Raw genomic sequence first — 23818 nt, forward strand, 5'->3', positions numbered from 1 at the left:
ATTTTCTCAGAAGGGTGTTATCTATAACCTGATCGATTCTATCAGGATGGCCGGACTCTGTAGTAAAGCGTCGCAGGGTCTGACCTGAAGTGACAAAGGCCACCAAAGCAGATACCGGCGAGCGTCAGCATCTGTCAATCTGCCGCCTATCATGGCGAGCAGCTGTCGGCCCAGAGTGTGTAAAAACGCTTCGCCAAAATTGAAGTGTGCGCGTCTACGTTAAATCTGAAATTTATCGGCACGTCAGCAGATGTGGATTTAGCGTAGAAACGCGATTTCCAGTCCGGTTTTGAGTACCTGACGCGCTCAAAAACGTTTTTACACGGTCTGGGCCACAAGCGGACATTCTCACAGTATCTTGATAGACATCCTTGAGGCCTGAGAGGCTCTCTGAAACTGGGGCCTGTTGCCGCCAGCATAGGATTGACCCAGTTGCTGAAAAGTTGGTGACCCAAGCTTCCACCCTATGAACCCATTACCAGTGCTGGATTTTCCCGATTGGTGCTGGGTTAGCGTGCCATCGGCAACTGGGTCAATTCGACGCCAGCACCCACAGCAACCCCTACATCAAGTGCTGCACTTGCTCCTTGAGACCGCCGATTACTCAGTCCGAAATGTTGGTCACTTGGATGGTCCGGTCGTCAGCAGTCTGCGCGCTGCTTTTCTTTTCTCGACGATCATTTATCCATCTGCCTACCTGGGCCGGGAAGTCAGTTGGAGATTTTCGTCCGACCTTTCTTGCAAGATCAAGAATGGTTTGTTGGGCGAGGGCTTCTTCCATGCGTTTCTGTGCCGTCATCATCGCCGCGTGAACCGAGCAATGGCCGTCTAGCGCCCAGGCAGGCGGAGAGCCTTCGAACAGGGCACAACGGCCGCGAATCTCTCGGCAATCAAAAATGAGCTTCTGACCGTCGATGGCGTTGACGATATCAAGAATGCTGATTTCGTCAGAAGGTCTCGACAGCTTGAACCCTCCGCGCACGCCTTCCGTTGCTACGACCAGTTTGGACTTAGCCAGCTTGGTGAAAATCTTCGCCAGGTAATCCAGAGGTACGCCTTGCAATTCTGCAAGATCACGCACGCTCGCTTCACGGCTTTCGCCGCCAGCGCCCACCAAAAAAATCAGGCAATGAATGCCGTACTCAACGCCCGCGCTGTAAAGAGACATTTAGATCTCCGACTTAATTAGTCGCATATATTAGCAGCGGTCAGTGAGGGGGGGCAACGATCCTCGCACGCTGTGACATGGGCCTTCTACCTTTAAAAATCACTTAACGCCTAATTTTGTGGTGAAAATATTGTATTGAGTAGCCATTGCTCAAAAATTTTCTTCATAAATCCGCTCAGATGGCTCATGAGAAATATCTTGCCTTTGAAAACTACGACCAATATAGTCGTTGTTTGTCGAACTTCTACGGTGGCTGTTTTCCAAGATCGCCTTGCTCCGGCTTCACGTCCGCTACCGATAAGCGTGACTCTTTAACGAATTCATGACTTCCCACCAGGGGTTAAAAATGAAACAGCAGATTCTGATTATTGGCGCAGGTTTCGGTGGTATGTGGACGGCTTTGAGTGCCACGCGCCTGTTCGACATTCATGGTCACAACGACGTTGAAGTGACCGTGCTGGCGCCTCAGGCCGAGTTGCGCGTCCGTCCGCGTTTTTACGAGCCTGATGCGCACCGACTGGTCGCGCCGATTGGCGAGCTGTTCGATGCGGTAGGTGTCAAGTTCATCAAGGGAGCCGCAGAGACCATCGACGTTCAGCAAAAATGTGTCGGTTACATCGATACCTCTGGCACCAAGCAAGTGCGCAGCTACGACAAACTTGTTCTAGCCACTGGCAGCCGGCTCGCGATGCCCAACACTCAAGGTGTGGCGGAATACGCCTTCGATGTGGACCAGATCGAGCAAGCCGTACGTTTGGAGAACCACCTCAAGTCCCTGGCAGGCCTTCCAGAAAGCAAAGGCCGCAATACTGTAGTGGTTGCTGGCGGCGGCTTCACCGGCATTGAAACGGCGACCGAAATGCCGGCTCGTCTGCGGGCCATACTAGGTGATCATGCGGACATAGAAGTGATCATCGTGGATCGTAGTGAAAAAGTCGGGGCGTCAATGGGGGCCGAAATCAGTAGGTCGATCGCGGAGGCCAGCGATGAGCTAGGGGTGAAATGGCGCTTGAAATCGTCTGTGGTAGTAGTCGATGAAAATGGGGTAACCCTTGACGATGGTCAGCGTATTGAAGCGAAGACCGTGGTCTGGACCACTGGTGTGCGGGCCAGCTCGCTGACCGAGCAGATCCCAGGTGAACGCGATTTCCTCGGTCGTCTGCATGTGGATTCCCACCTGAAAGTCATCGGCCAGCAAGACATCTTTGCCACCGGCGATGTTGCTTACGCCGCCACCGATGACCTTGGCAACCATGCACTGATGACTTGCCAGCACGCCATCGTCCTGGGCCGCCACGCTGGCAACAACGTTGCCGCGCAGATTTTAGGTGTGGATCCGACCTCGTACAGCCAGCCCAAGTACGTCACCTGCCTGGACTTGGGGGGCTGGGGTGCGGTCTACACCGAAGGATGGGATCGCCAGGTCAAGTTGACCCGGCAGGAAGGCAAATCGCTCAAGACGCAGATCAACACTGTGTGGATCTACCCTCCTGCCGCCAACCGTGATGCAGCGTGGGCAGCGGCGGATCCATTGATCCCCATTGCCTGAGATGCTAGCCCTGGGAGGCGTATCTTGATAACGCTTCCTGCTGAAAAATCCTGCGGGTTTGCAATGCCCCGATTGATACTCAGTGACGAGCTTTGGCTGAAGCTGGAAAAAATTCTGCTTCAACAAGCGATTTATCACAAGCCACATCTGCGGATGACAGTTGAGGGAATGCTTTACCGAATGCGCGTGGGCTGTCCCTGGCGAGACCTGCCCCGCGCCTTCGGCTGCGCGCGGGTACGGAAACGGCATTAGCCAGAGTGGGCGCCGTGTTCGGTGCGGCGAAGCCGCACTGTGCTTATCTGTTCGCCAACCGTCGCGTCACTCGCGTGAAATTTTTGATGTATGGTGGGTTTGGCTCTCCATAACAACGAGCTGTCGAGATTACCGAGCGTACAGGTCGAATCTTGGCGACTCAAACTCACATTTGCACTTGAATTCAAAGCAGTGTAAGAGGTGGAATAGTCGCCAATGATAAGATCGAAGATAAAGAAAGACCTCATACAACTGTTGTTCCGGTACGACAAGCACGTTGTCTCGGCGGTGGCATTTGGTCTATTTCTATTAATAGGGGCCGGCGTGACTGTTAAGCTCAATGAAGCTGAAGAGCAGGTGGCGCAAGCTCACGACGTACAGGTGGCCAACAGTTACGCTAACGCCATAGAAAAAGTTATCGAACATGCCTTGTCGTCCACCCATGCGTTGGCTGTGATGGTTCGCCAAGGCAATGGTCATGTCCAAGACTTCAGTTCTCTGGCGACTTACATGCTGCCCCTGTACAAGGGTGCATTCGCACTATCACTGGCGCCGCAAGGCGTGATCCGGCAGATCGAGCCTGCGGTCTCCAACACCCTTCTCAAAGACCACGACTTGTTTGAGGGGCAAGACCGGGACGTGGCTCTGGAACGCCTACGTGAGGGAGACGTGCAGTTTGAAGGCCCGTTCAAGTTGATTCAAGGACCCCTGGGGGCCATCGGCCTTTTGCCGGTATTCCTAAAAAGCGCTAACGGCATTCGCTATTTTTGGGGTTGCACCGTGGTCACCTTGAAGTTTCCTGATGCGTTAAGCGATGCCAACCTCAGTTCGTTGGAAGGCCAAGGCTACGCATACCGTCTTTCAGGGATGAACGCCGAAACCCATCAGGAGGAAATTATCCAGTCCTCCGCGGCGTCACTGGGTGCTGTCGTGCAGAATGTAAACATCAGGATCAGCGGTGCGCTATGGCAGCTGAGTATTTCCAGAACTGGCCACTGGGCGAAGCAAAGCAATACGTTCTTTAAATTTTTTCTTGTGCTGTTCGGATCAGTCTTGATGGCCTGGCTTGCCTTTTCAGTCTCGACCTTGGCACAGCAGCGCAAACAGCTCCACGACATCGCTATGTATGATCCCTTAACTGAACTTCCCAACCGACGCTTGCTGGACATTAGACTCACACAGGCCATCCACAACGCCCTCAACCATGATGAGAAAATTGCGGTGTGCTATTTGGACCTCGATGGGTTCAAGGGTATCAACGATAGCCTAGGCCACGCGGCGGGGGATCAGCTACTAAAAGAAGCATCTACACGCTTACAGTCTTGCTTGCGCGCAGGTGACATACTGGCCCGAATCGGCGGTGACGAATTTGTCGTTGTGCTGATCAATGTCAGGACACTTCAGGAAGCCGATACCGTTCTTGAAAGAATCATCACTGCAATCGGTCAGCCATTTTCTCTTTTCAGCCAACAAAAAAGTATCTCTGCCAGTGTAGGTGTGGCGGTCTTCGATTCGGGGGCAGAAAGAGCGGATCAGCTGCTGAGGGTGGCCGACCAAACCATGTACCTGGCCAAAAAAACGGGCAAAAACAAGTTTTTGTACGCCGAAAAATACCCCGACTTGTAGCGGTTGCCGCAGGCCAGAAAGCGAAACCCGACTCTTCCAACGCACTGGGAAGTACGCGAAGTCAGCTATGAAATTCAAGGCAAGGTGAAGACTGTTATGACGTCGATGCCGGCCAAGACCTACACCACCCAGGCCGTTGCCAAACTTTACCAGGAGCGTTGGGAAATCGAGTTGGGCTTCAGAGACATCAAGAGTTCGATGCAACAGAACGCCATGACCTTGCGCAGTAAAAAAGTCGAGCTGATCTATCAAGAAGTGTGGGGGCTTTGTAAGCGTCCGGCCAAGTCACCTTCCGAACTCCAGCATTAAGGGCGATGGTGTCCGCGTATTTTTAAGCGGACGCGATCGCCCTTAACGTCAAGATTTCCATGCGCCAACGAAGCTCCTATCCAAAACCCTTCAAAGCCCAAGTTGTTCAGGAATGCCTGCAACCGGGGGCTACTCTTTCCAGCGTTGCCATCAGGCATGGCATCGTAACCGTCCGGCCAAAACACCTTGCGAGATGAGACTGGCGCGCCGGTCAACTAACAGCAGCTAGTTGCTAAATTCGGAAGGTCATGGAAGTCGGCTTAGGTGTTGTGACGGGGGCGTCAGTCGGACAATATTAAATCCCAGCAATTAAAGAGACAGCCATGATCCGATTAGCCGAGATAAGCGACGAGCCCAACATCAGAGATTGCGCCGAACAAGCCTATGCTCGTTATGTGCCAGCGATTGGGCGCAAACCAGCCCCGATGCTTGCTGATTTTGCAGCGCAGATTTCTGCTGGCGTCGTCTATGTTGCGACGGATGAGCAAGCCACCTTCCAAGGCTTCGTTGTGTTCTATGCCAAGGAGGGGCATATCTTGCTGGAAAATGTGGCAGTCCTGCCAAGTACAGCCGGACTCGGTGTGGGCAGATCGCTAATTAGCTTTTGTGAAAGCGCCGGCCGGCAGCTCGGTATGAATGCCGTGCATCTTTATACCAATGAGATGATGACCGACAATCTCTTGATTTACCCCAAGCTTGGGTATGTGAAAGTGGCGCAACGCACTGAGGACGGTTTCAAGCGCGTCTATTTCGAAAAGGTTCTCACGTCACCAAGCTCAACTTAACCTAAGCGTACTCACCTTGCGTAGCTCAAACAGGCGCCCACTGATGCGGCAGCAACTGCGCAATATCACTGGCCCGCTGCGTCGGCAGACGCTTGAGAACATCCTTCAGATAAATATAAGGATCATGCCCATTCAGCCGCGCAGACTGGATCAAACTCATGATTGCCGCCGCCCGTTTTCCGCTGCGTAGCGACTCTGCAAAGAGCCAGTTCTTGCGTCCAAGAGCCCACGGCCGGATCTGGTTCTCGGCCCAATTATTGTCAATGGGTACGACTTACGTTGGCGCATGGCGATCCTGGCGTTAAGGGCAATTGCGTCCGCTTAAAAATACGCGGACACAATCGCCCTTATCGGCCGGGCGAGGAAGGTGTGTCCCCCAGCCCCTTACGGGGCTTTTGCTGGCTTACAACGTGATTCGTCGAGAGGCCAGTCAGGCGGCGGTGGCGTTTGGCCGAGCACCCACGGACATCCGTTTCAAACCAGTTTGTCAGTACATCGCCGTGCAACTGATAGTGATGGCAGCGGCCAACCCGATTTCAGCCACAGGAAAACGTTTGGCTGAGTTGAGAGCAGATAGGGGGACTGTTTCTGGATCACCGCACAAGGCCTTCGAGGCCAAGGACGGTGAAGATTTCAAAAACCCGGTTTCCTGTAGACCGTAAGGCTGCCCCTCTTAAGTGAACAGCATTACGACTGGTTCGGGGCTTTTTTGTGAGCGCTGCAGGCCTCTAGCCTGCGCTAAAGGGCGATTAGGGTCATCCTCCTCACCGGAGTTCTCCATCCAGAATGATCGAAACGATCATTTGAATGATTGGTTTGCGCAATTGTCACCGATATCCTAAGATCGATTTGACTGAACTGATCATTGCCTGATCAGTGCAGTCATTTTCGAGGTGAAGTATGTCTTGCCAAACAATTATAAAAGGAGACCCTCGTGGCCCAGATTCCTATCAAGCGCACCATTGAACGCATACCGGGCGGCATGATGATCGTGCCCCTGCTGATCGGTTCGCTGGTGGCAACGTTCCTGCCCGACACACCCAAGTTTTTCGGCTCATTCACCAATGCGCTGTTCACTGGTGCACTACCTATCCTCGCGGTGTTCTACGTCTGCATGGGCGCGAGCATCAACATCAAATCCACGCCTTACTTGCTCAAGAAGGGCGGCACGCTGCTGGCAACCAAAGTCGGTATCGCCGTTCTGATCGGCATTGTGCTCGGTCACTTTCTGGGCGAGCAGCCGGTTTCTTCAGGGCTCTTCGCCGGTATCTCGACATTGGCCATCGTCGCTGCGATGAATGACACCAACGGCGGCTTATACATGGCGCTGATGGGGCAGTACGGTCGCTCCGAAGACGTCGGCGCGTATTCGGTCATGTCGCTGGAGTCCGGTCCCTTCCTGACCATGGTCACCTTGGGCATCGCCGGTCTGTCGGCATTCCCTTGGCCAACCCTGGTGGGCAGTATCCTGCCGCTTGCGCTCGGTATGTTGCTGGGCAATCTCGACCGTGACATGCGCGATTTTCTGGCCAAAGCCGTTCCGGTCATGATCCCGTTTTTCGCCCTTGCCCTCGGTGCCAGCCTGGATTTACATAACGTCTGGCAAGCCGGTTTGCTGGGTCTCGGGATGGGTGTGGCCGTCGTCGTGTTGACGGGGATCCCGCTGTTCTTCGCCGACCGCTTGACCGGCGGCACGGGCGTCGCCGGTGTTGCCGCAGCCACTACGGCCGGGAATGCCGCCGCCGTCCCTGCGCTGATTGCGGCGGCCAATCCGGTGTACGCCGAAGCGGCCAAGAGCGCGACAATTCTGGTGGCTGCGTGCGTCGTGGTCACCGCGATCCTCGCGCCGCTGCTCACCGCCGCTGTTGCCAAGCGCGTGCAGCAGCGCAGCCCTGCCATCGCACCGGCGGTGGGGGTCGAACCGCAAAAGCAGGAGGCCTTGCGATGAGGATTCTGATCATCGCGGACGATCTGTCTGGTGCGGCCGATTGCGCCATCGGCTTTGCGAGCGCGGGACTGCAAACGGTGGTCACGCTTGATCCCTTGAATGAAAAAGCGGACGCCCAGGTGATCGCCGCCGATACGGATACCCGGCGCCTCTCACCGGCGCAGGCCGCCGAGCGCACCGTCGCTGCGTACAAGGCACTGCATCAACCTGGGCAGCGTTTGTATAAAAAAATCGACTCGACATTGCGTGGTAATTGGGCGGCGGAAGTCGCCGCCCTGCAACCGTTGGCGGGTCTGGCCATCGTGGCCCCAGCGTTTCCCGCTACCGGGCGCACGTTACGCGGTGGTCGAGTGTTGGTGAACGGCCAGCCGCTGGAAACCACGGATACCTGGAAACTTGAAAACGCCGACCGCCCGGCCGATGTCGAGGCAATGCTCATCGCCGCAGGCTTGAGCACCGCCAGGCTCGATCTTGATGCCTTGCGCGGTGACCAAAAAGCACTCGCGATGCACATAGCCGAAGTAGCTCGCAGCGGCACCCAGGCGTTAATCGTCGATGCACAAACCGAGGATGACCTGCTGACCCTCGCTCGCCTGACCGCGTCGATGGATCAGCCGCTGTTCTGGGTCGGTTCGGGTGGCCTTGCGCGGGAAATTGCCAGCCTTCCGGATGTCACCAAAGCACGTTTCACGGGCATCGAACCCGATGCTGTCGAAAAAAGTCAGGCGCCGATTCTGATACTCGTCGGCAGCCTTTCTGGCGTCTGCGAACGGCAGTGCGCATTGCTTAAAGAACGTGGCGAAGTAAGCGAACTGGAAGTCCCGCCCGAGGTCCTTCGCCAAGGCACCACCCATGGCGATTGGGTGCTCTGGCAATCGCGTATCGGCGAGCAGTTGGATGGCTGGAGTGACCTGCTGCTGCGCATCGGCCGCGATGAAGCGTTCGATCCCCAGGAGGGCGCGCAACTCTCAACCATGCTGGCCGAACTGGTAAAACCACATTTCACCAAGGTTGGCGGCCTGATCGCCACGGGCGGCGAGACGGCGCGCGCCATATTGACCACCGTCGGCATTGACAGCCTGCAACTGCTGACCGAAATCGAAGCCGGCGTCGCCTTCGCGCGACCGAGCATTTCCCGGCAGGGTCATCGCCCCGGCATCGTGACCAAGGCCGGCGCGTTCGGCACCGATCACGCCTTGTATGCGGCATGGCAACACTTGGGCGAAAGCGCCGATCGCTCCCCGCCCCAACGCACACGAATCCAAGGACTCGAATGAACACTATGAGCAACTACCTCCCCGTCATCGGCATCACCATGGGTGACGCCACGGGCGTCGGCCCGGAAATCATCGTCAAGAGCCTGACTCACGACATCGTCTACCAACAATGCCGGCCGCTGGTGATCGGCGATGCGCGCCGTCTTGAGCAGGCCAATGCCATCATCGATGGCAGCGCCAAAGTGCGCCGCATCAAGGACGCCTCCGAGGCGCAATACGAAGCCGGCGTCATCGACTGCATCGACCTCGACCTGATCCCCGACGACTTGCCGTTCGGCGAGCTGTCGCCCATTGCCGGCGACGCTGCTTATCAATACATCGCCCGTGCCGTGCAACTCGCCGAGGCCAAGCAAATCGATGCAATTTGCACCGCGCCGCTGAACAAGGAAGCGCTACACGCCGGTGGCCACAAATACCCCGGCCATACCGAAATGCTCGCGCACCTGACCAATGTCGACGAAGTGTCCATGATGTTGGTGGCGCCGCAGCTGCGGGTGATTCACGTCACGACCCACATCGGCATCATCGACGCGATCCGCAAGATCGAGCCGGGCCTGGTACAGCGCACCATCGAGCGCGGCAATGACACATTGATCAAGGCCGGCATCGCCCGACCACGGATCGGCGTGTGCGGGATCAACCCGCATGCTGGTGAGAACGGCTTGTTTGGTTATGGCGAAGAAGAAGAAAAAATCATTCCTGCGGTGAAGCTGTTGCAGGAACGTGGCCTCGACGTGACGGGCCCATTACCGGCCGACACGCTGTTCTTCCGCGCCGGACGCGGCGACTTCGATCTTGTGGTCGCGATGTATCACGACCAGGGCCACGGTCCGGTCAAAGTGCTCGGCCTGGAAGCCGGCGTGAACGTCACCGTGGGTCTTGATGTGATCCGCACCTCGGTCGACCATGGCACCGCTTTCGATATCGCCGGCAAAGGCATCGCCGATGAACGCAGCCTGCTCGAAGCGTTGCGTCAGGGTGCGGAGCTTGCCACGCGTCGGGGATGAGGCCCACGGGCGCGGTCGTGTAAGATCGACCACCGTCCACACAACGAGACCCGCTATGAAAGCCTCCGAACGCCACCGCGCCATCCTCGACCTCGTACGCATTGGCGATGCCAACGTCGAGCAATTGAGCGCGGCGCTCGGGGTGTCCGAAGCAACGGTGCGACGTGACCTGACCATGCTCGCCAAGCAGCGGCACCTGGTGCGCACCTATGGCGGCGCCACTGCCGTGGTGGGCGTGCATGAACCAGAAGCATCACTCGAAGAGCGCAAGACGTCCCAATGGGAACAGAAAGACGCCATCGCCCAAGCGGCGGCGGCTCACGTTCAGGACGGCGATACGGTGCTGCTCGACGGCGGCACCACTTGTGCTGCGCTCGCGCATCATCTGTGTTCGCGGCAAGACGTGCACGTAGTCACCAATAACCTGCTGGCCGTCATGACCCTTGCCAACGCGCCGGGTATTCGCCTGACCTTGATCGGCGGCGATTTGCGTGGTTCGAGCATGAGCACGTTGGGGCCGTTGGCGGAGCTGACGTTGAGTCGGTTGAGTGTCGACAAGGCCTTTTTGGGTGCGGACGGCGTGGTTGCGGAGTTTGGTTTGTGCGAGGCGAGTGCGCAGCAGGCGTATCTCAAGGAATGCATCATCAAGCGGGCCGCGCAGATTGTTGTCCTCGCCGACACCGACAAGCTCGGGCGTGCTCGGCAGCAGCATTGGACGCCGATTGAGCGGGAGTGGCGGTTGATTACCGGGGCGACAGCTGATGACGCTGCTCTCGCACCGTTTCATGCCCTCAAGCAAATCACCGTAGAGACTGTGATCGTCGATTAAAACACCGAACTGTAGGAGCCGGCTTGCTGGCGATGGCGTCTCCAAAATCGCCATCGCCGGCAAGCCGGGCTCCTACGGAAAGCGGTTTTTATGCTCATGTCGCTAAAATCCCATTTATGTAACACGAGTAACACCCTGGATAAAACAAGGCCGCCATTTACGGCCTTGTTTGCTTCTGCATGAAAATGAATGACTGCTTGGGTCAACTGCCGCTCTTCTTTATGGCTGCTACCTGATTCAGGTTGCCTGCTAGGGATACACATGCATGAACGACAGAAGTCAACAATTGGAGGCGCGGCAAAAAAGAGGAACCTTGGCTCGACTGGGGCGATCAACGTGCCGACTATCAATATTAGAAGTGAATTTTTCATCCTGAAATATGACCGTTCCGTAACAGAAACTCAGTTACATGACGTTTCATCCAATATTTATTGGGTCTATAGCGGGAGTAACAGTAAATATGATTACCTTTTTCACGGAAAATGAGAGAGGGGCATATAGGGATATAGGTGTGAGCAACAAGCCAGAATGGCTTTAGGTATGCCCTCCAATCAATCAAGGCTGGAAATACTCCTGCCTGGCAATACTCCTATCTCGGGATGGGCAGACAAACCGACTCATTCTCTGTTGCAGAGATTGGCGAGTTGCTTTCTGCGATAGCAATGCTGCCTGATGGTGGTGTCGTGTTTCTCGACGTCCTTTCCATGGTCGTCCACTGCGCGGCAGATCACGATGATGCGTATAAGGGGGCCCTGGCGGCAACCTGCCTAAATCTTCTGGGCTCAGCCGAATGGGGAGAGGTTCTTGGGAATCGTACCAATAGCGGTTACCGCCTTGAGAGCATATTGGAGTTTTCGCTGAAGCGATTAGCTTCTTCCGAAGCAGCGCTGGAGGTATTGAACGGTCTAGTTGCCTTTGCGCGCACGAAGGAATGTAGTTATTCCGATAGGGATGCCATCAAAGACGCCATCTCGCCGTTTCTCAGGCACATACCGCGACGAGCGCTCGACGCGATCTATGTTCCCGGTGAAGAAGCTCACTACCATCAGATGTCGCCGGTGATTGGGCGCCCTTACAGTGATCGGAAAGAGACAGCACTCAGCGTAGTCCCAGTGGATGTATTGATCGATTGGTGTAATACCTCGCCGTCTGATCGTTACGTGTTCGCGGCACGGAGCTGTAAGCTATTCGATACTCGAAGTCGAGCGAGTGAAGAGCATGCCAATATCGACTCTGTGGACGATTCTGAGTTGGTTATTTCGGAAGCCGCGCTCGCTGTGCTCGCTAATGCTCCTGATAAAAAGACTGTAATCGAGTGCTATTTAATGCGATTTACGCCTTCAGGCTGGTCCGGGTCTTTGGCCGAGATCCTGAAGAAACGGATTCCGCTTCTCGACGCACTGAATCTCGGCAACGCGGAAGAGCTGAAGCCATTATTGGCGACAGCTAGAGCGAGCCTCGAACGAAGAATCGCAGCGGAAGAGCTTCGTGAGGACGAAGAAGAGCGCGAGCGTACTGGTAGCTTCGAATAGGCTAGCCCGACGCCTCCATTGGCCGATAGCTGCCCGTCCTAACCGGCAGCAATCGGCCAAAAGCAGTCATTCATAACGTACGGGTATTCTGCCGAATACAACAAGCGGCCAATGCAGGCTTGCTTGGTAGTTTTTTACATCTCGACCTGCGTACCCAGCTCTATCACCCGATTCAGCGGCAACTTGAAGTATTTCAGGTTGCTATTGGCGTTCTTAAGCAAAAATGCGAACAGGCTTTCTCGCCAACGGGCCATACCTATGCGTTTAGTCGGAATCACCGTCTCTCGGCTGAGGAAATAAGTCGTGCGCATCGGACTGAAATCCAGCTCAGCCAGGTGGCAGAGACTCAACGCCAAGGGGACATCCGGCTCCTCGATAAAACCAAAATGCAGACTGACCCGGAAGAAGCCTTCACCATAGGCTTCAACCTCGAACCGCCGCTCAGCACTAACGCGAGGGCTGTCTTCAGACACTACGGTGAGCAATACCACTTGCTCATGCAAAACCTGATTATGCAGCAGGTTGTGCAGCAGCGCATGAGGAACAGCATCGGCCCTGGCCGTCAGAAACACCGCCGTGCCCTGTACGCGATGGGGAGGTTGCGTACGGATGCTGGCGATGAATAACGGTAGAGGAAGCGCAGTTTCATCCAGCCGCTCAACAATAATCTTCCTGCCCCGCTTCCAAGTCGTCATCAATATGAACAGGCCGATGCCGGCAATCACCGGGAACGCTCCGCCCTGAAAAATCTTCGGTGCATTGGCCGCGAAATACAGACTGTCTACCAGCAAAAATCCGAGCAGCATCGGGACGGCCAACCAGCGCGGTGTTTTCCATAGGAGCAGGATGACGACTGAGGACAAGATGGTGGTGATCAGCATGGTCCCCGTCACAGCGACACCGTAAGCTGCGGCCAACGCACTGGACGACTCGAAACCAATTACCAGCAGCACGACACCAACCATCAACGCCCAGTTAACCGTACCGATATAGATCTGCCCCTGCTCCTGGCTGGAGGTGTGCTGGATAAACATACGAGGGACGTAACCCAGCTGGATGGCTTGACGAGTCAGGGAGAAAGCACCGGAGATCACGGCTTGAGAAGCGATGATCGTGGCCAGTGTGGAGAGCGCGATCATCGGCAACAGAGCCCATTCAGGCGCGAGCAGATAGAACGGGTTACGCACGGTCTCCGGGTTTCCCAGGATCAAGGCTCCTTGACCAAAATAGTTGAGTACCAACCCCGGCAACACCAAAATGAACCAGGCACGGGCAATTGGCTTGCGGCCAAAGTGCCCCATGTCGGCATACAGCGCTTCAGCCCCAGTCAATGCCAACACGACGGCACCCAGAATCGCGATCCCCATTCCCGGATGAACCAAGAAGAACTGCACTGCCCAAGCCGGGTTGAGCGCTTGAAGCACTTCCGGGCGCTGCAAAATACCGTAGATCCCTAGCGCACCCAACACCACAAACCACAGCACCATCACTGGGCCAAACAGGATACCGATGCGAGCCGTGCCATGCTTTTGGATCAAGAACAGCGCCACCAGCACGATCACTGACAAGGGCACAACCCAGTGTTCTATGCCGTCAAATGCTAGCTGTAGTCCTTCAACCGCAGAGAGCACCGAAATAGCCGGGGTGATCATGCTGTCCCCGTAAAACAGTGCCGCACCGAACAGACCGAGCAGAACCAATACCTTGCTCATGTGTGGATAGGGTGCTGCAGCGCGGCGGGCCAATGCCGTTAGCGCCATGATCCCCCCTTCACCCTGGTTGTTGGCACGCAGAATGAACAGCACGTACTTGATTGAGACTACCCAGATCAATGACCAAAAAATCAACGACAGGATGCCTAGCACTCCGTCGTGATTTACCTGGACTCCGTAGTGGCCGGAAAACACCTCTTTCAGTGTGTAGAGGGGGCTGGTGCCAATGTCCCCGTAAACCACGCCGACAGCGGCGACAAGCAAGCCCACTCCTGACGATTTGGATTGGGAATCTGCATTTGTACTGGTCACTGATTCGCTCAAGGGTCGCTTCTCTCAAATTACGGTGGAGAACGTGCATGCCATCCTTGGGCAATACGATTTGCCACGGCCAGTGGAAATGCTTGGCACATGGACGATCTAAAAAATCGCGGCCAGTATCGTTGCGGGTAAAAACGCCTACCGTAAAAAAATCGTAAAAAATTTAGGTGAGTAATCTCATATTTCACAAGCGGTTCAAACGTTAGTTTAGGTCAGAACCGTATATTGCCCCCTTTAACTTAGTTATGAATTTACGCAATGGATCGATTGCAGCTCTTCGCAACAGGCAGCAATCGGCCAGAAGCGGTCACTCGAAGTTATCTTTGAACCTAGGGCGATTCAGAGCACGAGGGCCTGTCGATCACGGCAAAGCGATAGTCACACAGAGCCTCCCGGCTTAGGGAAAGCTACTACCTTCCCTCTGACTGCGCCCTTCAATTGAACAAGTTCAAGCAACAGACGTTGGTTGATAGAGGCCAAACGCGCAACCTCCGCTAAAAGCTGCTCGTTTTCAGCACGGAGGGCCCTGTTCTTTTCTTTTTCATCCATAAGTGATTGGTGCTTTGAATCACGCTGTGCACGTACTGATTTGCCCATAAGGCTCCGGATTCGCTCCGCCACATCTGGGTAGGTGTTGTGGATAAGCCCTGGCGTAACACCGGCGATTTTAGCGACCGAGGAAATAGAAAGCTTTTCACTACCGGCCACGAGGCTATCTATAGCTCGACCAAGGGCGTCGGCAGTTCTCGAGCGAGTGCGATCTGTTGAGCCTGACGCCGGAGATTTCTTACGCATTGAATACACCCACTTCATTCGCTGGAGACACCCCCAAACGACTTATTACATTCAGAGCGACCTGAAGATCACGCTCTGCACGCTGCCTAACAGCCGGGCCTGCGTCATCAATTTTCATTAGCTCTTGTTGTTGCAAATAGATATCCTGCCAAGTTGCGGCGAAATTTTCATCAATCACCGAGTGTTTGCATCCTGGACACCTTGTTGCTTCATAAAGCCCGGCCCCCCCACAGCCCCGTTCAGTTGCAATACACCAGCCATGACCAGTAGCTCGAATATTGGCGTGAGGTGCTGTTTGAGCAAGCAAAGCGGTTCTGTCCTTAATTGGAATCGCCCGTAGTTGGGCAATTTTCTCGCCAGCGCCGCCTGCCAATGGCTGATCATCAAGCCACGACTCGATTAAGTCGATTTTGAACTCTGTCAATTGCTGCAAAATTTCATCAAACAAAGATAGATCCTGCATGGGATTAGAGGCATATAGCTGAGTCATGCTCATGGAGCTGTGTTTCAACTGCCACTTGAGGAAGATCAGCGAAGTACGACCCATTCTGGACTCCACCAAGCATCGAGCGTAAGTACGCCGGCACTGGTGAGTCTTAAGTGGCCAATCGCTTCCAGCTGCTTTTGCTAAACGAGAGAAAGCAACATTTGAGCCTGCGCCACTAAGTGCCTCGATGTGCTTACCATCCTTTACTTTCCTTCCAGGATTGCTCCGCGCGAGAAAAATTTTATTCGAGTCTCTGTGCGCCTTTTCTAGCCTAAGAAGATGTTCAGCAGAATTTATATACTCGCTGGTATTACCAAGCTCGCTAATTTCTTGGCTCAACTCCTTTCTAAATAGCGCTGAATATTTCGCAAGCATTTCTAGAGCATCAAGTGTTAGTTCAGGGACTAAGTACTCAACACGCCCTTTACCCGTTTTATGTTCCACAGTACTCACCCAGCAAAAAAGAACTTCATTGACAAACTCCTTACGCCAAGCACCAACCTCAATACCAATCGCTTCATCGTTTCGCATACCGCTTGTTATGGAGACGATATAGAGAACAGCATCTCTGGCACGAAGAATCTTCGCCTTATCAAACGTGTAATACCCCATACCGTTGGCTGTTAGCTCAGCCTTCATTTCACAAACAATACTTTCGCAATAATTGAAAATTTTCGTTTGATCTTCAGGTGGTATAACTTCAGTTCTGCCAGTATTTTTATTGGCCGCAGACGGGTCGCCAATGCCGCAAATCCTCCACAAGGTTGAGTTCCCCCAAGGATAACTCTGAAGAGGAAACAACACATCTGCTGAAAACACCCAAAGCAAGTCAATTATTCGTAACCGACTGTATAGCGGGAGCGGCCTTAGCTTAAGAGTTGCCTTACAATGGTGAATGTAATTGCTGATATGAACTGGATGAACTTCGTTGAAGCTTGAAACTCCTAAACCATGAAGCCAACGTATAAAAGGTATAATACTGGCCGCCGCCAAAGTCGTTATACCACGTGCAATAGGAGGCTTTGATCGAGGCATTCCTCTTTTAAACCATGCATATGAAACCGCCTTACAATCATTAATAAGCGCGGCAGGCAAACTCGCATCCCAACTGATATGCTTAAAGCAATCAGAAACATTAGCCTGATCAAAGAAAGGTCGAAGGTCCCATTGTGCATCGCCAAAACGACTGAGAACTAATGTCTCACCACGATCATTTATAATTGCACTCAGAATGATCGCATCACGCTGATCAGTATTTAGACCACTCGCCGAAACCGGCTGTGCAGCTAGAACATCATACGCCTTCAATACAGGTTTTACGTTTCTGGCGCTCAAAATTTTTCGCCTATTTTCTTTCTCATGAAATCAATCTTAGCGGCCCAAAACAGATGCGGAGATTCCGCAGCCTGATGCTTGGCCTGCTCGATTAATTCATGATCAAATTGTGACGCAGTAAAATTATCGATCAGTTCAATATAATTAAGTTGACGCTTCCGCCAATCCGCCCACTCATCAGTTAAAAAGTACTCAATCTCAGCATGCAAAAATTTTTGATAACTGAACAAACGATGTAAGTCCGCTACGGCCCCTACAATTGCATAGCTGGGGCAGCTTAAGCAGTGAATAAACTCGGAACAATGGGTAACGCCGTCTTTAGGCGCTAAGTCCCCATGGAGACTATCTTTGCAGCCCCCTGGCGGCGTCGGCGTAATACTAAGACCTCGCAACTTATCCGGAAAAGCTTCCCCTACAAATATTGCCCCTTCCACCTTAATCTCGTCATTTATTTTCAGATAATGATTATCCGCGACTTGTGGGGTATGGCCCATAACCGAAGCCACCTCAAGAAGATCTCCTCCGCTCAACTTCCAAAGACGGCTTTCCATTGTTTTTCGTAAACGACTGACCGTCACAACCAACCTATTACCTTGATCATTATTTAGCGCATGCCGCTTGCAAAATTTTTTTATTGTTACATTTAAAATACCGCTGGTCAGAGCAACGATGTTATTCAACGCCCCCCGCTGCCCAGAACGATACAGCCAAACATACGAACTAATTTCATCAGGCGCTAGCTTTACAAGGGATTCAGACATCTCCAAAGCTTTATTTAAAACAGCAACACCATCTAACGAAATAGCATTGTATTTATCCAACACATCTGCCTGACGAATGGTTTTTGTTTGAGCTCCTTTGCCACGGCGCTTGACCGTGTTAATTAATCTAAGACTGGGAATAAATGGGTGTGGCTGCAAGGCATCTCTATGCATTTCCAGGAGAGGTGTAGTGTTAACTCCTGACCTTGCAGCAGTAATTAGAAGCATAACCGTCATACATTCCGCATTATTACCTTGAAATGTACCCTTATGAATCGAAACAAGGTCTAACTTCAGCGCTTTAATTAACCGCTGCATCTCACCCATACTGAGCGGACTTGCATCTTTTGTACGCTCATCATTATTAGGGAATGGATTTGGAGGAAATAGTTCTTCCGCAGCATTTTCAACAAATCCATATTCTATCAAAAAATTCAAAAGCGACCTAAAGCTCGTGTAGTAATTTTTTGCCGTAGATCCATTAGGATATTTCAGTTTGAGCCAAGAAATAAATCGCTCCAAGTGGCGTTTTGTGAGTTTGTTCGGGGTTTCAGGCGAAAGCTCAAGAACACCACTTTTCAGAAAAACCAGAAAATATCTCAAGCCACTCGAATACCCTACCAAAGTGGCGACTGCGCTCCTCCCTCCATTGAGAAGAGCTCGAATCACATAAATACTTTGAATAGCCCAAGAATCGAAACCGAAACCTAGATATTGAGTATGATCAATTTTCCTAGAGTGCCTGGGATTTCTTGGAAGCCAGACTGTCATTTCGTCATCCACGCTCTCAAATCCATTAGCTACTGCTTGGAGCTCAGCCTTATAGTTCTTTTTACGGGCCACGATAACACCTAAGTTCGCAAATTTATTCAGCGAGAAACATCATGTCAATTTCATCTTCATGAGCAAGAACTGACTGGGCCTCAAGCTGATCCATTACATGCAGATAAATCATTGTTGTTTGCACATCCGAATGCCCCATTCTATCTCGGACATATAACAATGGTTCTCCCTCAAAGCTCTTACTTTTCCGCAAAGCAAGAAGAGTGTATGTCCCATAGGTGTGACGAAGCATATGAGCGCGAACATAAAACCCACATTTTTTTTCATATGCTTTCATAACGTCGACAACGGAATCTTTTGAGTAGTGCCGCCCTTTACTAGTAAGCAACAGTGCACTTACATTTCCATCACCGTATGATTTTCGTACCTCACGCTGATGGAGCGAATAAGACCACATTGCCTCCATAAGCGACCATGGGACATCTATAGTTCTTGGGCGGCCAAACTTGATGCACATATCCTTGGGCTCGATAGCTACGCTAATCATCTGGCCTTGGCGGAGACCTTTTTTCAAGCGTGGATTGAACACATACTTCACTGGAAAGGTCCGCGCCTCGCAAGAGCGAAGCCCTGTGCGCACCATCAGATGCAACAAAATTTTATGGCTTGGATCAGTGTTTAAAGCGAGGCAAACCTTTGCCTGAATCTTAGTTAGGAATTTTGTTAAACGCCTGCGTTCTCGGACCATCACGGAAGCTTTCGTGGTCTCCGCCTTTGAACAAGCGGTGTGACTTAGCAAACCCAAATTCTGTGCAACTCTCACCCTTTTCTCACTAAAGGGCAGTAGCGTTACAAGACCACGTAGTTTGGCCCAGCGGTAAAAGCGAACGATCAGGCCTAGCCGTTTATTGACGGTACTGGAGTCGAGTGACAACTCCCCACTCGACCAGTCTCTATATCTCGCCAACACACTTAATCCGGGGGCTACACACTGTTCATCCCAAGCCAAATCGTTAGCCTCAAGAAATGCAAAGTAGTCAAACAACCGACGCCCATAGGCCTCCCAGGTTAAGAGACTCAGCGCTTCGCCCGACTCGACAAGGACATACCACAAGAAAGTTTGAACTGGCTCAACTGGCCAACCATCTGACCCGATCAACAACGGGAACCCTTCAAAGGACCGACCCGCTAACGACAGATCTTTTGTTGCGAACACCAGCCTCATAGAGCAGACCTAAATACCAACTCAGAATTTATCTCGGGACCTAACCATGACTATTTATGATCCCCCAAGAAAGCCTGTGGACTGTAAACGATTCGCTAACGAATGAATCCCCTCAGATCTTTGTTACAGTGAATGTCGATCGCTCTGTCGCGCTTTCGCACGTAGTGCAAAGTCGGTAAGGTCGGCGCGTTTTCCCTTGCTCGGAGCACCTTATGCCCGCCCCTGTTCTGTCCGGCCCGCAATACCTGCGCGAAGGCCTCAAACTGGTTCTCAGTCCGGGCCTGCGCCTGTTCGTGTTGCTACCGCTGGCGATCAACCTCGTGCTGTTCGTCGGATTGATCTATCTGGCCGGCCACCAGTTCAGCCTGTGGGTCGATACGCTAATGCCATCGTTGCCTGAGTGGCTGGGTTTCCTCAACTACATTCTCTGGCCGCTGTTCGTGGTGCTGGTGGCACTGATGGTGTTTTTCACTTTCACCATGCTCGCCAATATCATTGCGGCGCCGTTCAACGGCTTCCTCGCGGAAAAAGTCGAAGTGGTGGTGCGTGGCACCGACGACTTCCCGGCCTTCAGTTGGGGCGAACTGATCGCGATGGTTCCCCGCACCCTCGCCCGGGAAATGCGCAAGCTCGGCTACTTCCTGCCCCGGGCGATCGGCCTGTTCATTCTCTCGTTCATCCCCGTGGTAAACATCATCGCCGCGCCGCTGTGGCTGTTGTTCGGCGTATGGATGATGGCGATCCAGTACATCGACTACCCGGCGGACAACCACAAACTGGGCTGGAACGAAATGCTCGCCTGGCTGCGCGAAAAACGCTGGCAGAGCATGAGCTTCGGCGGCAGCGTTTATCTGGTGCTGCTGATTCCGGTGGTCAACATCCTGATGATGCCGGCCGCCGTGGCCGGGGCGACGTTGTTCTGGGTGCGTGAGCGCGGTGCCGAGAATCTTGTGACTCAGCGCTGATCTGCCCACAAATAACCCGTCACAAATTCATCATCTGAACGTCACAAGCACGACATGGCCTCAGCCGACACTGAGGTCATGACGACAGCTCTACATATCACTCTGATCAGCGAAACCTTCCCACCGGAAATCAACGGCGTGGCCAATACCCTTGGCCGCTTGTGCGACGGCTTGCGCGCGCGCGGGCATCGGGTCGAACTGGTACGCCCACGTCAGGCCGACGATCCGCAACGCACTGAAGACGATGCGTTGCTGTTGTGCCGGGGCTGGCCGTTGCCGGGCTATCCGGGATTGCAATGGGGCCAGTCGTCGATGCACAAGTTGCTGCGGCGCTGGAAGCGTCAGCGCCCGGATGTGCTGTACATCGCCACTGAAGGCCCGCTGGGGCTGTCGGCGTTGCGAGCGGCACGGCGGCTGGGGATCTCGGTGGTGAGTGGTTTTCATACCAATTTTCAGCAATACACCAGCCAATACGGCCTCGGTCTGCTGACACGGCTGCTGACGCACTATTTGCGCTGGTTTCACAACCGTTCAGCGCTGACGCTGGTGCCGAGTATCAGCCAGCGGCTGGAGCTGGAGCGGCGGCATTTCGAACGACTGGCGTTGTTGTCCCGAGGTGTGGACAGCCAGTTGTTCCACCCGGCCAAACGCTTGAGCGCTCTGCGTGAACAATGGGAACTGGGCGAGCGCGACATTGCGGTGATTCACGTAGGAAGGCTCGCACCGGAGAAAAACCTCGGTTTGCTTAAACGCAGTTTTGAAAAGCTTCGTGAGAGTTATCCACAGCGCAATTTGAAGCTGATCGTGGTCGGCGACGGGCCGCAACGCATGGCATTGGAAAAGGATCTGCCCGAGGCGATTTTCTGCGGCTCGCAGCGCGGTGAAGCGTTGGCCGCGCACTATGCGTCCGGCGATGTGTTTCTGTTTCCGAGCCTGACCGAAACCTTCGGTAATGTGGTGCTCGAAGCGCTGGCTTCAGGGCTTGGCGTGGTGGCTTACGATCAGGCAGCGGCGGCGCAGCATATTCGCCACGGCTACAGCGGCGTGTTGGCGATGCCGGGTGATGAAGAGGCGTTTTGCGATGCCGCGGTATGGTTGCTGGAGAAGTATGAAACGTTGCGCTGCGTGCGGCTGAATGCGCGGCAGCATGCGAGTCGCCAAGGGTGGGCGGCGATTATCGAGCAGTTTGAAGGTCATTTGCGGGGGGCGTGCCAAGGGGAACAGTTGGTGCCGATTGGGCAGACACTTCCTTAAATCGTCAGCGACCTCAATTAAGTCTTCGCGAGCAAGCTCGCTCCCACAGGGATCTCCAAGAGCCTCAGGTTTTGTAAACACCAGAGAAACCTGTGGGAGCGAGCTTGCTCGCGAAGGGGCCGAAACAGGCGCCGCTTAAACCAGCGTCATCAACGCTTCACGGCTGAACGGCAGAATGTCCTGCTCACGCCCTTCACGCACTTTCAGCGCCCAGTCCGGATCCACCAGCAGTGCACGCCCCACTGCTACCAGATCGAATTCCTCTTTGTTCAGACGCTCAAGAAGGTTCTCCAGGCTGGCCGGTTGCGCGACCTTGTCGGTGTTGACCATGAACTGCAGGAACTCACCATCCAGGCCAACACTACCGACGGTGATGGTCGGTTTGCCGGTCAGTTTGCGCGTCCAGCCCGCCAGATTCAGCTCGGAGCCGTCGAATTCCGGCTCCCAGAAACGCCGCGTCGAGCAGTGGAAAATGTCCACGCCAGCGTCGGACAACGGCTTGAGGAATTCACCCAAGGCTTCCGGGGTTTGCACCAGACGCGCGGTGTAATCCTGCTGTTTCCATTGCGAGAAACGGAAGATGATCGGGAAGCCTTCGCCGACCGCTGCACGCACGGCCTGAATCAACTCAATGGCAAAACGCGAACGGTTGGCCAGGCTGCCGCCGTATTCGTCGGTGCGCTGGTTGCTGCCTTCCCAGAAGAACTGGTCGACCAGGTAACCGTGAGCACCGTGGATTTCCACGCCGTCCATACCGATGCTTTGGGCATCCTTGGCCGCTTGGGCGAAGGCGCCGATCACGTCCTGGATATCCTGCTTGGTCATGCCGTGCACCACGACCTGACCGTCCTTGAGTTTTTCCGACGGGCCATAAGCCGGCACGCTGGCGTCCGGTTCGGTGCCGATGCGGCGCACGCTACCGACGTGCCAGAGTTGCGGAACGATTTTGCCGCCCTCGGCATGTACCGCGTCGACAACTTTTTTCCAGCCGGCCAACGGTGCTTCACCGAAGAACTGCGGTACGTTCGGGTAACCGTTGGACGCAATATGGCCGACGGTGGTGCCTTCAGTAATGATCAGGCCGACGCCCGCAGCAGCGCGACGACGGTAGTACTCGATGACTTTGGAGTTCGGTACGCCGCCCGGGGAAAACGAACGGGTCATCGGCGCCATGACCACACGGGTCGGCAGTTCGAGGTTGCCAAGGTGGAAGGGTTTGAACAAGGCTTGAACCGGCATTGGAATGCTCCGCAGAGAATGACTTTATGACGGCGATAATATGGATAGTCGAAGCCCTTGAACAGCACTATTGATTTGGGTGATTAAGGATTAGAAACGAAAAGATCGCAGCGCCAGCAGCCCTTTGTAGGAACTGCCGAAGGCTGCGATCTTTTGATCTTGATGGTTTAGCCCAGCGCTTTCTCGATTGCCGCAATCACCGTCGGATCATCCGGCGCCGTGCGCGGCGAGAACCGGGCCAGCACGCGACCGTCCTTGCCAAGCAGGAACTTCTCGAAATTCCAGGTTATGTCACCGGGAAACTCCGCGCCCTCGCCCGCCAGCAGCCGATAGAGCTGATGACGTTCGTGACCGTTGACTTCGAGCTTGCTCGACAGCGGGAACGTCACGCCGTAGTTGAGGCTGCAGAAATCCTGGATTTCCTGTTCGGTGCCTGGCTCCTGACCGGCAAACTGGTTGCACGGCAGGCCCAATACACTGAAGCCTTTACCTTTGAATTGCTGGTAGAGGTTTTCCAGCGCCGCGTACTGTGGGGTCAAGCCGCATTTGGAGGCGACGTTGACCACCAGCACGACTTGGCCCTTGAAGGGCGCCAGCGGTAGCTCCTGACCATCCAGGGCTGTCAACTTAAGGTCGTGAAAAGCACTCATGACGAACTC

The 23818-nt window shown here is 54.0% G+C and carries 19 protein-coding genes and 4 pseudogenes; 14 read left to right on the forward strand and 9 right to left on the reverse strand.

Going from position 1 to position 23818, the window contains the following annotated elements; translation table 11 throughout:
- Positions 1–604: 604 nt before the first annotated feature.
- Entirely contained in the window at positions 605–1168 is a 564-nt protein-coding gene (locus tag ACIQVE_RS11810; RefSeq protein WP_402808146.1) for an RrF2 family transcriptional regulator, read from the reverse strand.
- 346 nt (positions 1169–1514) lie between these two features.
- On the opposite strand from ACIQVE_RS11810, the gene ACIQVE_RS11815 reads away from it, so the two are divergent.
- The 6 genes and pseudogenes from ACIQVE_RS11815 (at position 1515) to ACIQVE_RS11840 (ending at position 5689) form a co-directional block, all read left to right on the forward strand.
- Positions 1515–2717, forward strand: a complete 1203-nt coding sequence (locus ACIQVE_RS11815; RefSeq protein WP_402808148.1) for an NAD(P)/FAD-dependent oxidoreductase — start codon at positions 1515–1517, stop codon at positions 2715–2717.
- Between the two features lie 63 nt (positions 2718–2780).
- Positions 2781–2942, forward strand: a pseudogene (locus ACIQVE_RS11820) (transposase); the annotation flags it as partial.
- Between the two features lie 351 nt (positions 2943–3293).
- Complete coding sequence (locus ACIQVE_RS11825; protein ID WP_402808151.1) at positions 3294–4595, forward strand: diguanylate cyclase domain-containing protein; 1302 nt, start codon at positions 3294–3296, stop codon at positions 4593–4595.
- Positions 4596–4601: 6 nt separating this feature from the next.
- Positions 4602–4862 (forward strand): annotated as a pseudogene (locus ACIQVE_RS11830) (transposase); the annotation flags it as partial.
- A gap of 101 nt (positions 4863–4963) precedes the next feature.
- Positions 4964–5101: a transposase gene (locus ACIQVE_RS11835; protein WP_402808154.1), complete on the forward strand. Its 138-nt coding sequence runs from the start codon at positions 4964–4966 to the stop codon at positions 5099–5101.
- A 126-nt stretch (positions 5102–5227) separates the two neighbouring features.
- Positions 5228–5689: a GNAT family N-acetyltransferase gene (locus ACIQVE_RS11840; protein WP_402808157.1), complete on the forward strand. Its 462-nt coding sequence runs from the start codon at positions 5228–5230 to the stop codon at positions 5687–5689.
- A 25-nt stretch (positions 5690–5714) separates the two neighbouring features.
- Here ACIQVE_RS11840 and ACIQVE_RS11845 read toward each other — a convergent pair.
- Positions 5715–5960, reverse strand: a pseudogene (locus tag ACIQVE_RS11845) (transposase domain-containing protein); the annotation flags it as partial.
- A gap of 100 nt (positions 5961–6060) precedes the next feature.
- Between ACIQVE_RS11845 and ACIQVE_RS11850 the strand changes: the two are divergent.
- The 6 genes and pseudogenes from ACIQVE_RS11850 to ACIQVE_RS11875 all read left to right on the forward strand — a co-directional run.
- A pseudogene (locus tag ACIQVE_RS11850) lies at positions 6061–6370 on the forward strand (IS4 family transposase); the annotation flags it as partial.
- Positions 6371–6623: 253 nt separating this feature from the next.
- Positions 6624–7637 carry a 2-keto-3-deoxygluconate permease gene (locus tag ACIQVE_RS11855; RefSeq protein ID WP_402808160.1) on the forward strand — a complete coding sequence of 338 codons (1014 nt, stop codon included), beginning with the start codon at positions 6624–6626 and terminating at the stop codon, positions 7635–7637.
- A complete protein-coding gene (locus tag ACIQVE_RS11860) occupies positions 7634–8914 on the forward strand; it encodes a four-carbon acid sugar kinase family protein (protein ID WP_402808163.1) in 1281 nt (426 codons plus the stop codon). The genes ACIQVE_RS11855 and ACIQVE_RS11860 overlap by 4 nt, the downstream gene beginning before the upstream one ends.
- 5 nt (positions 8915–8919) lie before the next feature.
- The gene (gene pdxA, locus ACIQVE_RS11865) at positions 8920–9921 is read left to right on the forward strand and encodes a 4-hydroxythreonine-4-phosphate dehydrogenase PdxA (protein WP_402808211.1); all 1002 of its coding nucleotides are present in this window, start codon (positions 8920–8922) and stop codon (positions 9919–9921) included.
- Positions 9922–9976: 55 nt separating this feature from the next.
- On the forward strand, positions 9977–10750 hold the full coding sequence (locus ACIQVE_RS11870) for a DeoR/GlpR family DNA-binding transcription regulator (protein ID WP_402808166.1): 774 nt from the start codon (positions 9977–9979) through the stop codon (positions 10748–10750).
- A gap of 683 nt (positions 10751–11433) precedes the next feature.
- Positions 11434–12282 carry a hypothetical protein gene (locus ACIQVE_RS11875; RefSeq protein ID WP_402808169.1) on the forward strand — a complete coding sequence of 283 codons (849 nt, stop codon included), beginning with the start codon at positions 11434–11436 and terminating at the stop codon, positions 12280–12282.
- 134 nt (positions 12283–12416) lie between these two features.
- Here the strand turns inward: ACIQVE_RS11875 and ACIQVE_RS11880 are convergent, their stop codons facing one another.
- The 5 genes from ACIQVE_RS11880 to ACIQVE_RS11900 form a co-directional block, all read right to left on the reverse strand.
- Entirely contained in the window at positions 12417–14318 is a 1902-nt protein-coding gene (locus tag ACIQVE_RS11880; RefSeq protein WP_402808171.1) for a potassium transporter Kup, read from the reverse strand.
- Positions 14319–14693: 375 nt separating this feature from the next.
- Positions 14694–15110 carry a TetR family transcriptional regulator gene (locus ACIQVE_RS11885; protein ID WP_402808174.1) on the reverse strand — a complete coding sequence of 139 codons (417 nt, stop codon included), beginning with the start codon at positions 15108–15110 and terminating at the stop codon, positions 14694–14696.
- Positions 15103–16932, reverse strand: a complete 1830-nt coding sequence (locus tag ACIQVE_RS11890) for a tyrosine-type recombinase/integrase (RefSeq protein WP_402808176.1) — start codon at positions 16930–16932, stop codon at positions 15103–15105. The genes ACIQVE_RS11885 and ACIQVE_RS11890 overlap by 8 nt, the downstream gene beginning before the upstream one ends.
- Positions 16929–18536 (reverse strand): hypothetical protein, encoded by a 1608-nt coding sequence (locus tag ACIQVE_RS11895; protein WP_402808178.1) that lies wholly within the window; start codon positions 18534–18536, stop codon positions 16929–16931. The genes ACIQVE_RS11890 and ACIQVE_RS11895 overlap by 4 nt, the downstream gene beginning before the upstream one ends.
- A gap of 22 nt (positions 18537–18558) precedes the next feature.
- A complete protein-coding gene (locus ACIQVE_RS11900) occupies positions 18559–19701 on the reverse strand; it encodes a tyrosine-type recombinase/integrase (RefSeq protein WP_402808181.1) in 1143 nt (380 codons plus the stop codon).
- Between the two features lie 212 nt (positions 19702–19913).
- Here ACIQVE_RS11900 and cysZ point away from each other — a divergent pair, with 212 nt between their 5' ends.
- The gene (cysZ, locus tag ACIQVE_RS11905; RefSeq protein ID WP_402808184.1) at positions 19914–20666 is read left to right on the forward strand and encodes a sulfate transporter CysZ; all 753 of its coding nucleotides are present in this window, start codon (positions 19914–19916) and stop codon (positions 20664–20666) included.
- A 54-nt stretch (positions 20667–20720) separates the two neighbouring features.
- Positions 20721–21920: a glycosyltransferase family 4 protein gene (locus tag ACIQVE_RS11910; protein WP_402808186.1), complete on the forward strand. Its 1200-nt coding sequence runs from the start codon at positions 20721–20723 to the stop codon at positions 21918–21920.
- Between the two features lie 135 nt (positions 21921–22055).
- Here the strand turns inward: ACIQVE_RS11910 and ACIQVE_RS11915 are convergent, their stop codons facing one another.
- Positions 22056–23165: an NADH:flavin oxidoreductase gene (locus tag ACIQVE_RS11915; protein WP_402808214.1), complete on the reverse strand. Its 1110-nt coding sequence runs from the start codon at positions 23163–23165 to the stop codon at positions 22056–22058.
- 161 nt (positions 23166–23326) lie between these two features.
- On the reverse strand, positions 23327–23809 hold the full coding sequence (locus ACIQVE_RS11920; RefSeq protein ID WP_042557689.1) for a glutathione peroxidase: 483 nt from the start codon (positions 23807–23809) through the stop codon (positions 23327–23329).
- Positions 23810–23818 lie beyond the last annotated feature (9 nt).

Source organism: Pseudomonas sp. NPDC098747 (assembly GCF_044760045.1).
Lineage (GTDB): Bacteria > Pseudomonadota > Gammaproteobacteria > Pseudomonadales > Pseudomonadaceae > Aquipseudomonas.

Coding starts and splice junctions, on each gene's coding strand:
- ACIQVE_RS11860 (WP_402808163.1), top strand. CDS start 7,634: ATGAGGATTCTGATCATCGCGGACGATCTGTCTGGTGCGGCCGATTGC.
- ACIQVE_RS11810 (WP_402808146.1), bottom strand. CDS start 1,168: ATGTCTCTTTACAGCGCGGGCGTTGAGTACGGCATTCATTGCCTGATT.
- ACIQVE_RS11815 (WP_402808148.1), top strand. CDS start 1,515: ATGAAACAGCAGATTCTGATTATTGGCGCAGGTTTCGGTGGTATGTGG.
- ACIQVE_RS11840 (WP_402808157.1), top strand. CDS start 5,228: ATGATCCGATTAGCCGAGATAAGCGACGAGCCCAACATCAGAGATTGC.
- cysZ (WP_402808184.1), top strand. CDS start 19,914: ATGCCCGCCCCTGTTCTGTCCGGCCCGCAATACCTGCGCGAAGGCCTC.
- ACIQVE_RS11910 (WP_402808186.1), top strand. CDS start 20,721: ATGGCCTCAGCCGACACTGAGGTCATGACGACAGCTCTACATATCACT.
- ACIQVE_RS11835 (WP_402808154.1), top strand. CDS start 4,964: ATGCGCCAACGAAGCTCCTATCCAAAACCCTTCAAAGCCCAAGTTGTT.
- pdxA (WP_402808211.1), top strand. CDS start 8,920: ATGAGCAACTACCTCCCCGTCATCGGCATCACCATGGGTGACGCCACG.
- ACIQVE_RS11870 (WP_402808166.1), top strand. CDS start 9,977: ATGAAAGCCTCCGAACGCCACCGCGCCATCCTCGACCTCGTACGCATT.
- ACIQVE_RS11900 (WP_402808181.1), bottom strand. CDS start 19,701: ATGAGGCTGGTGTTCGCAACAAAAGATCTGTCGTTAGCGGGTCGGTCC.
- ACIQVE_RS11920 (WP_042557689.1), bottom strand. CDS start 23,809: ATGAGTGCTTTTCACGACCTTAAGTTGACAGCCCTGGATGGTCAGGAG.
- ACIQVE_RS11885 (WP_402808174.1), bottom strand. CDS start 15,110: ATGCGTAAGAAATCTCCGGCGTCAGGCTCAACAGATCGCACTCGCTCG.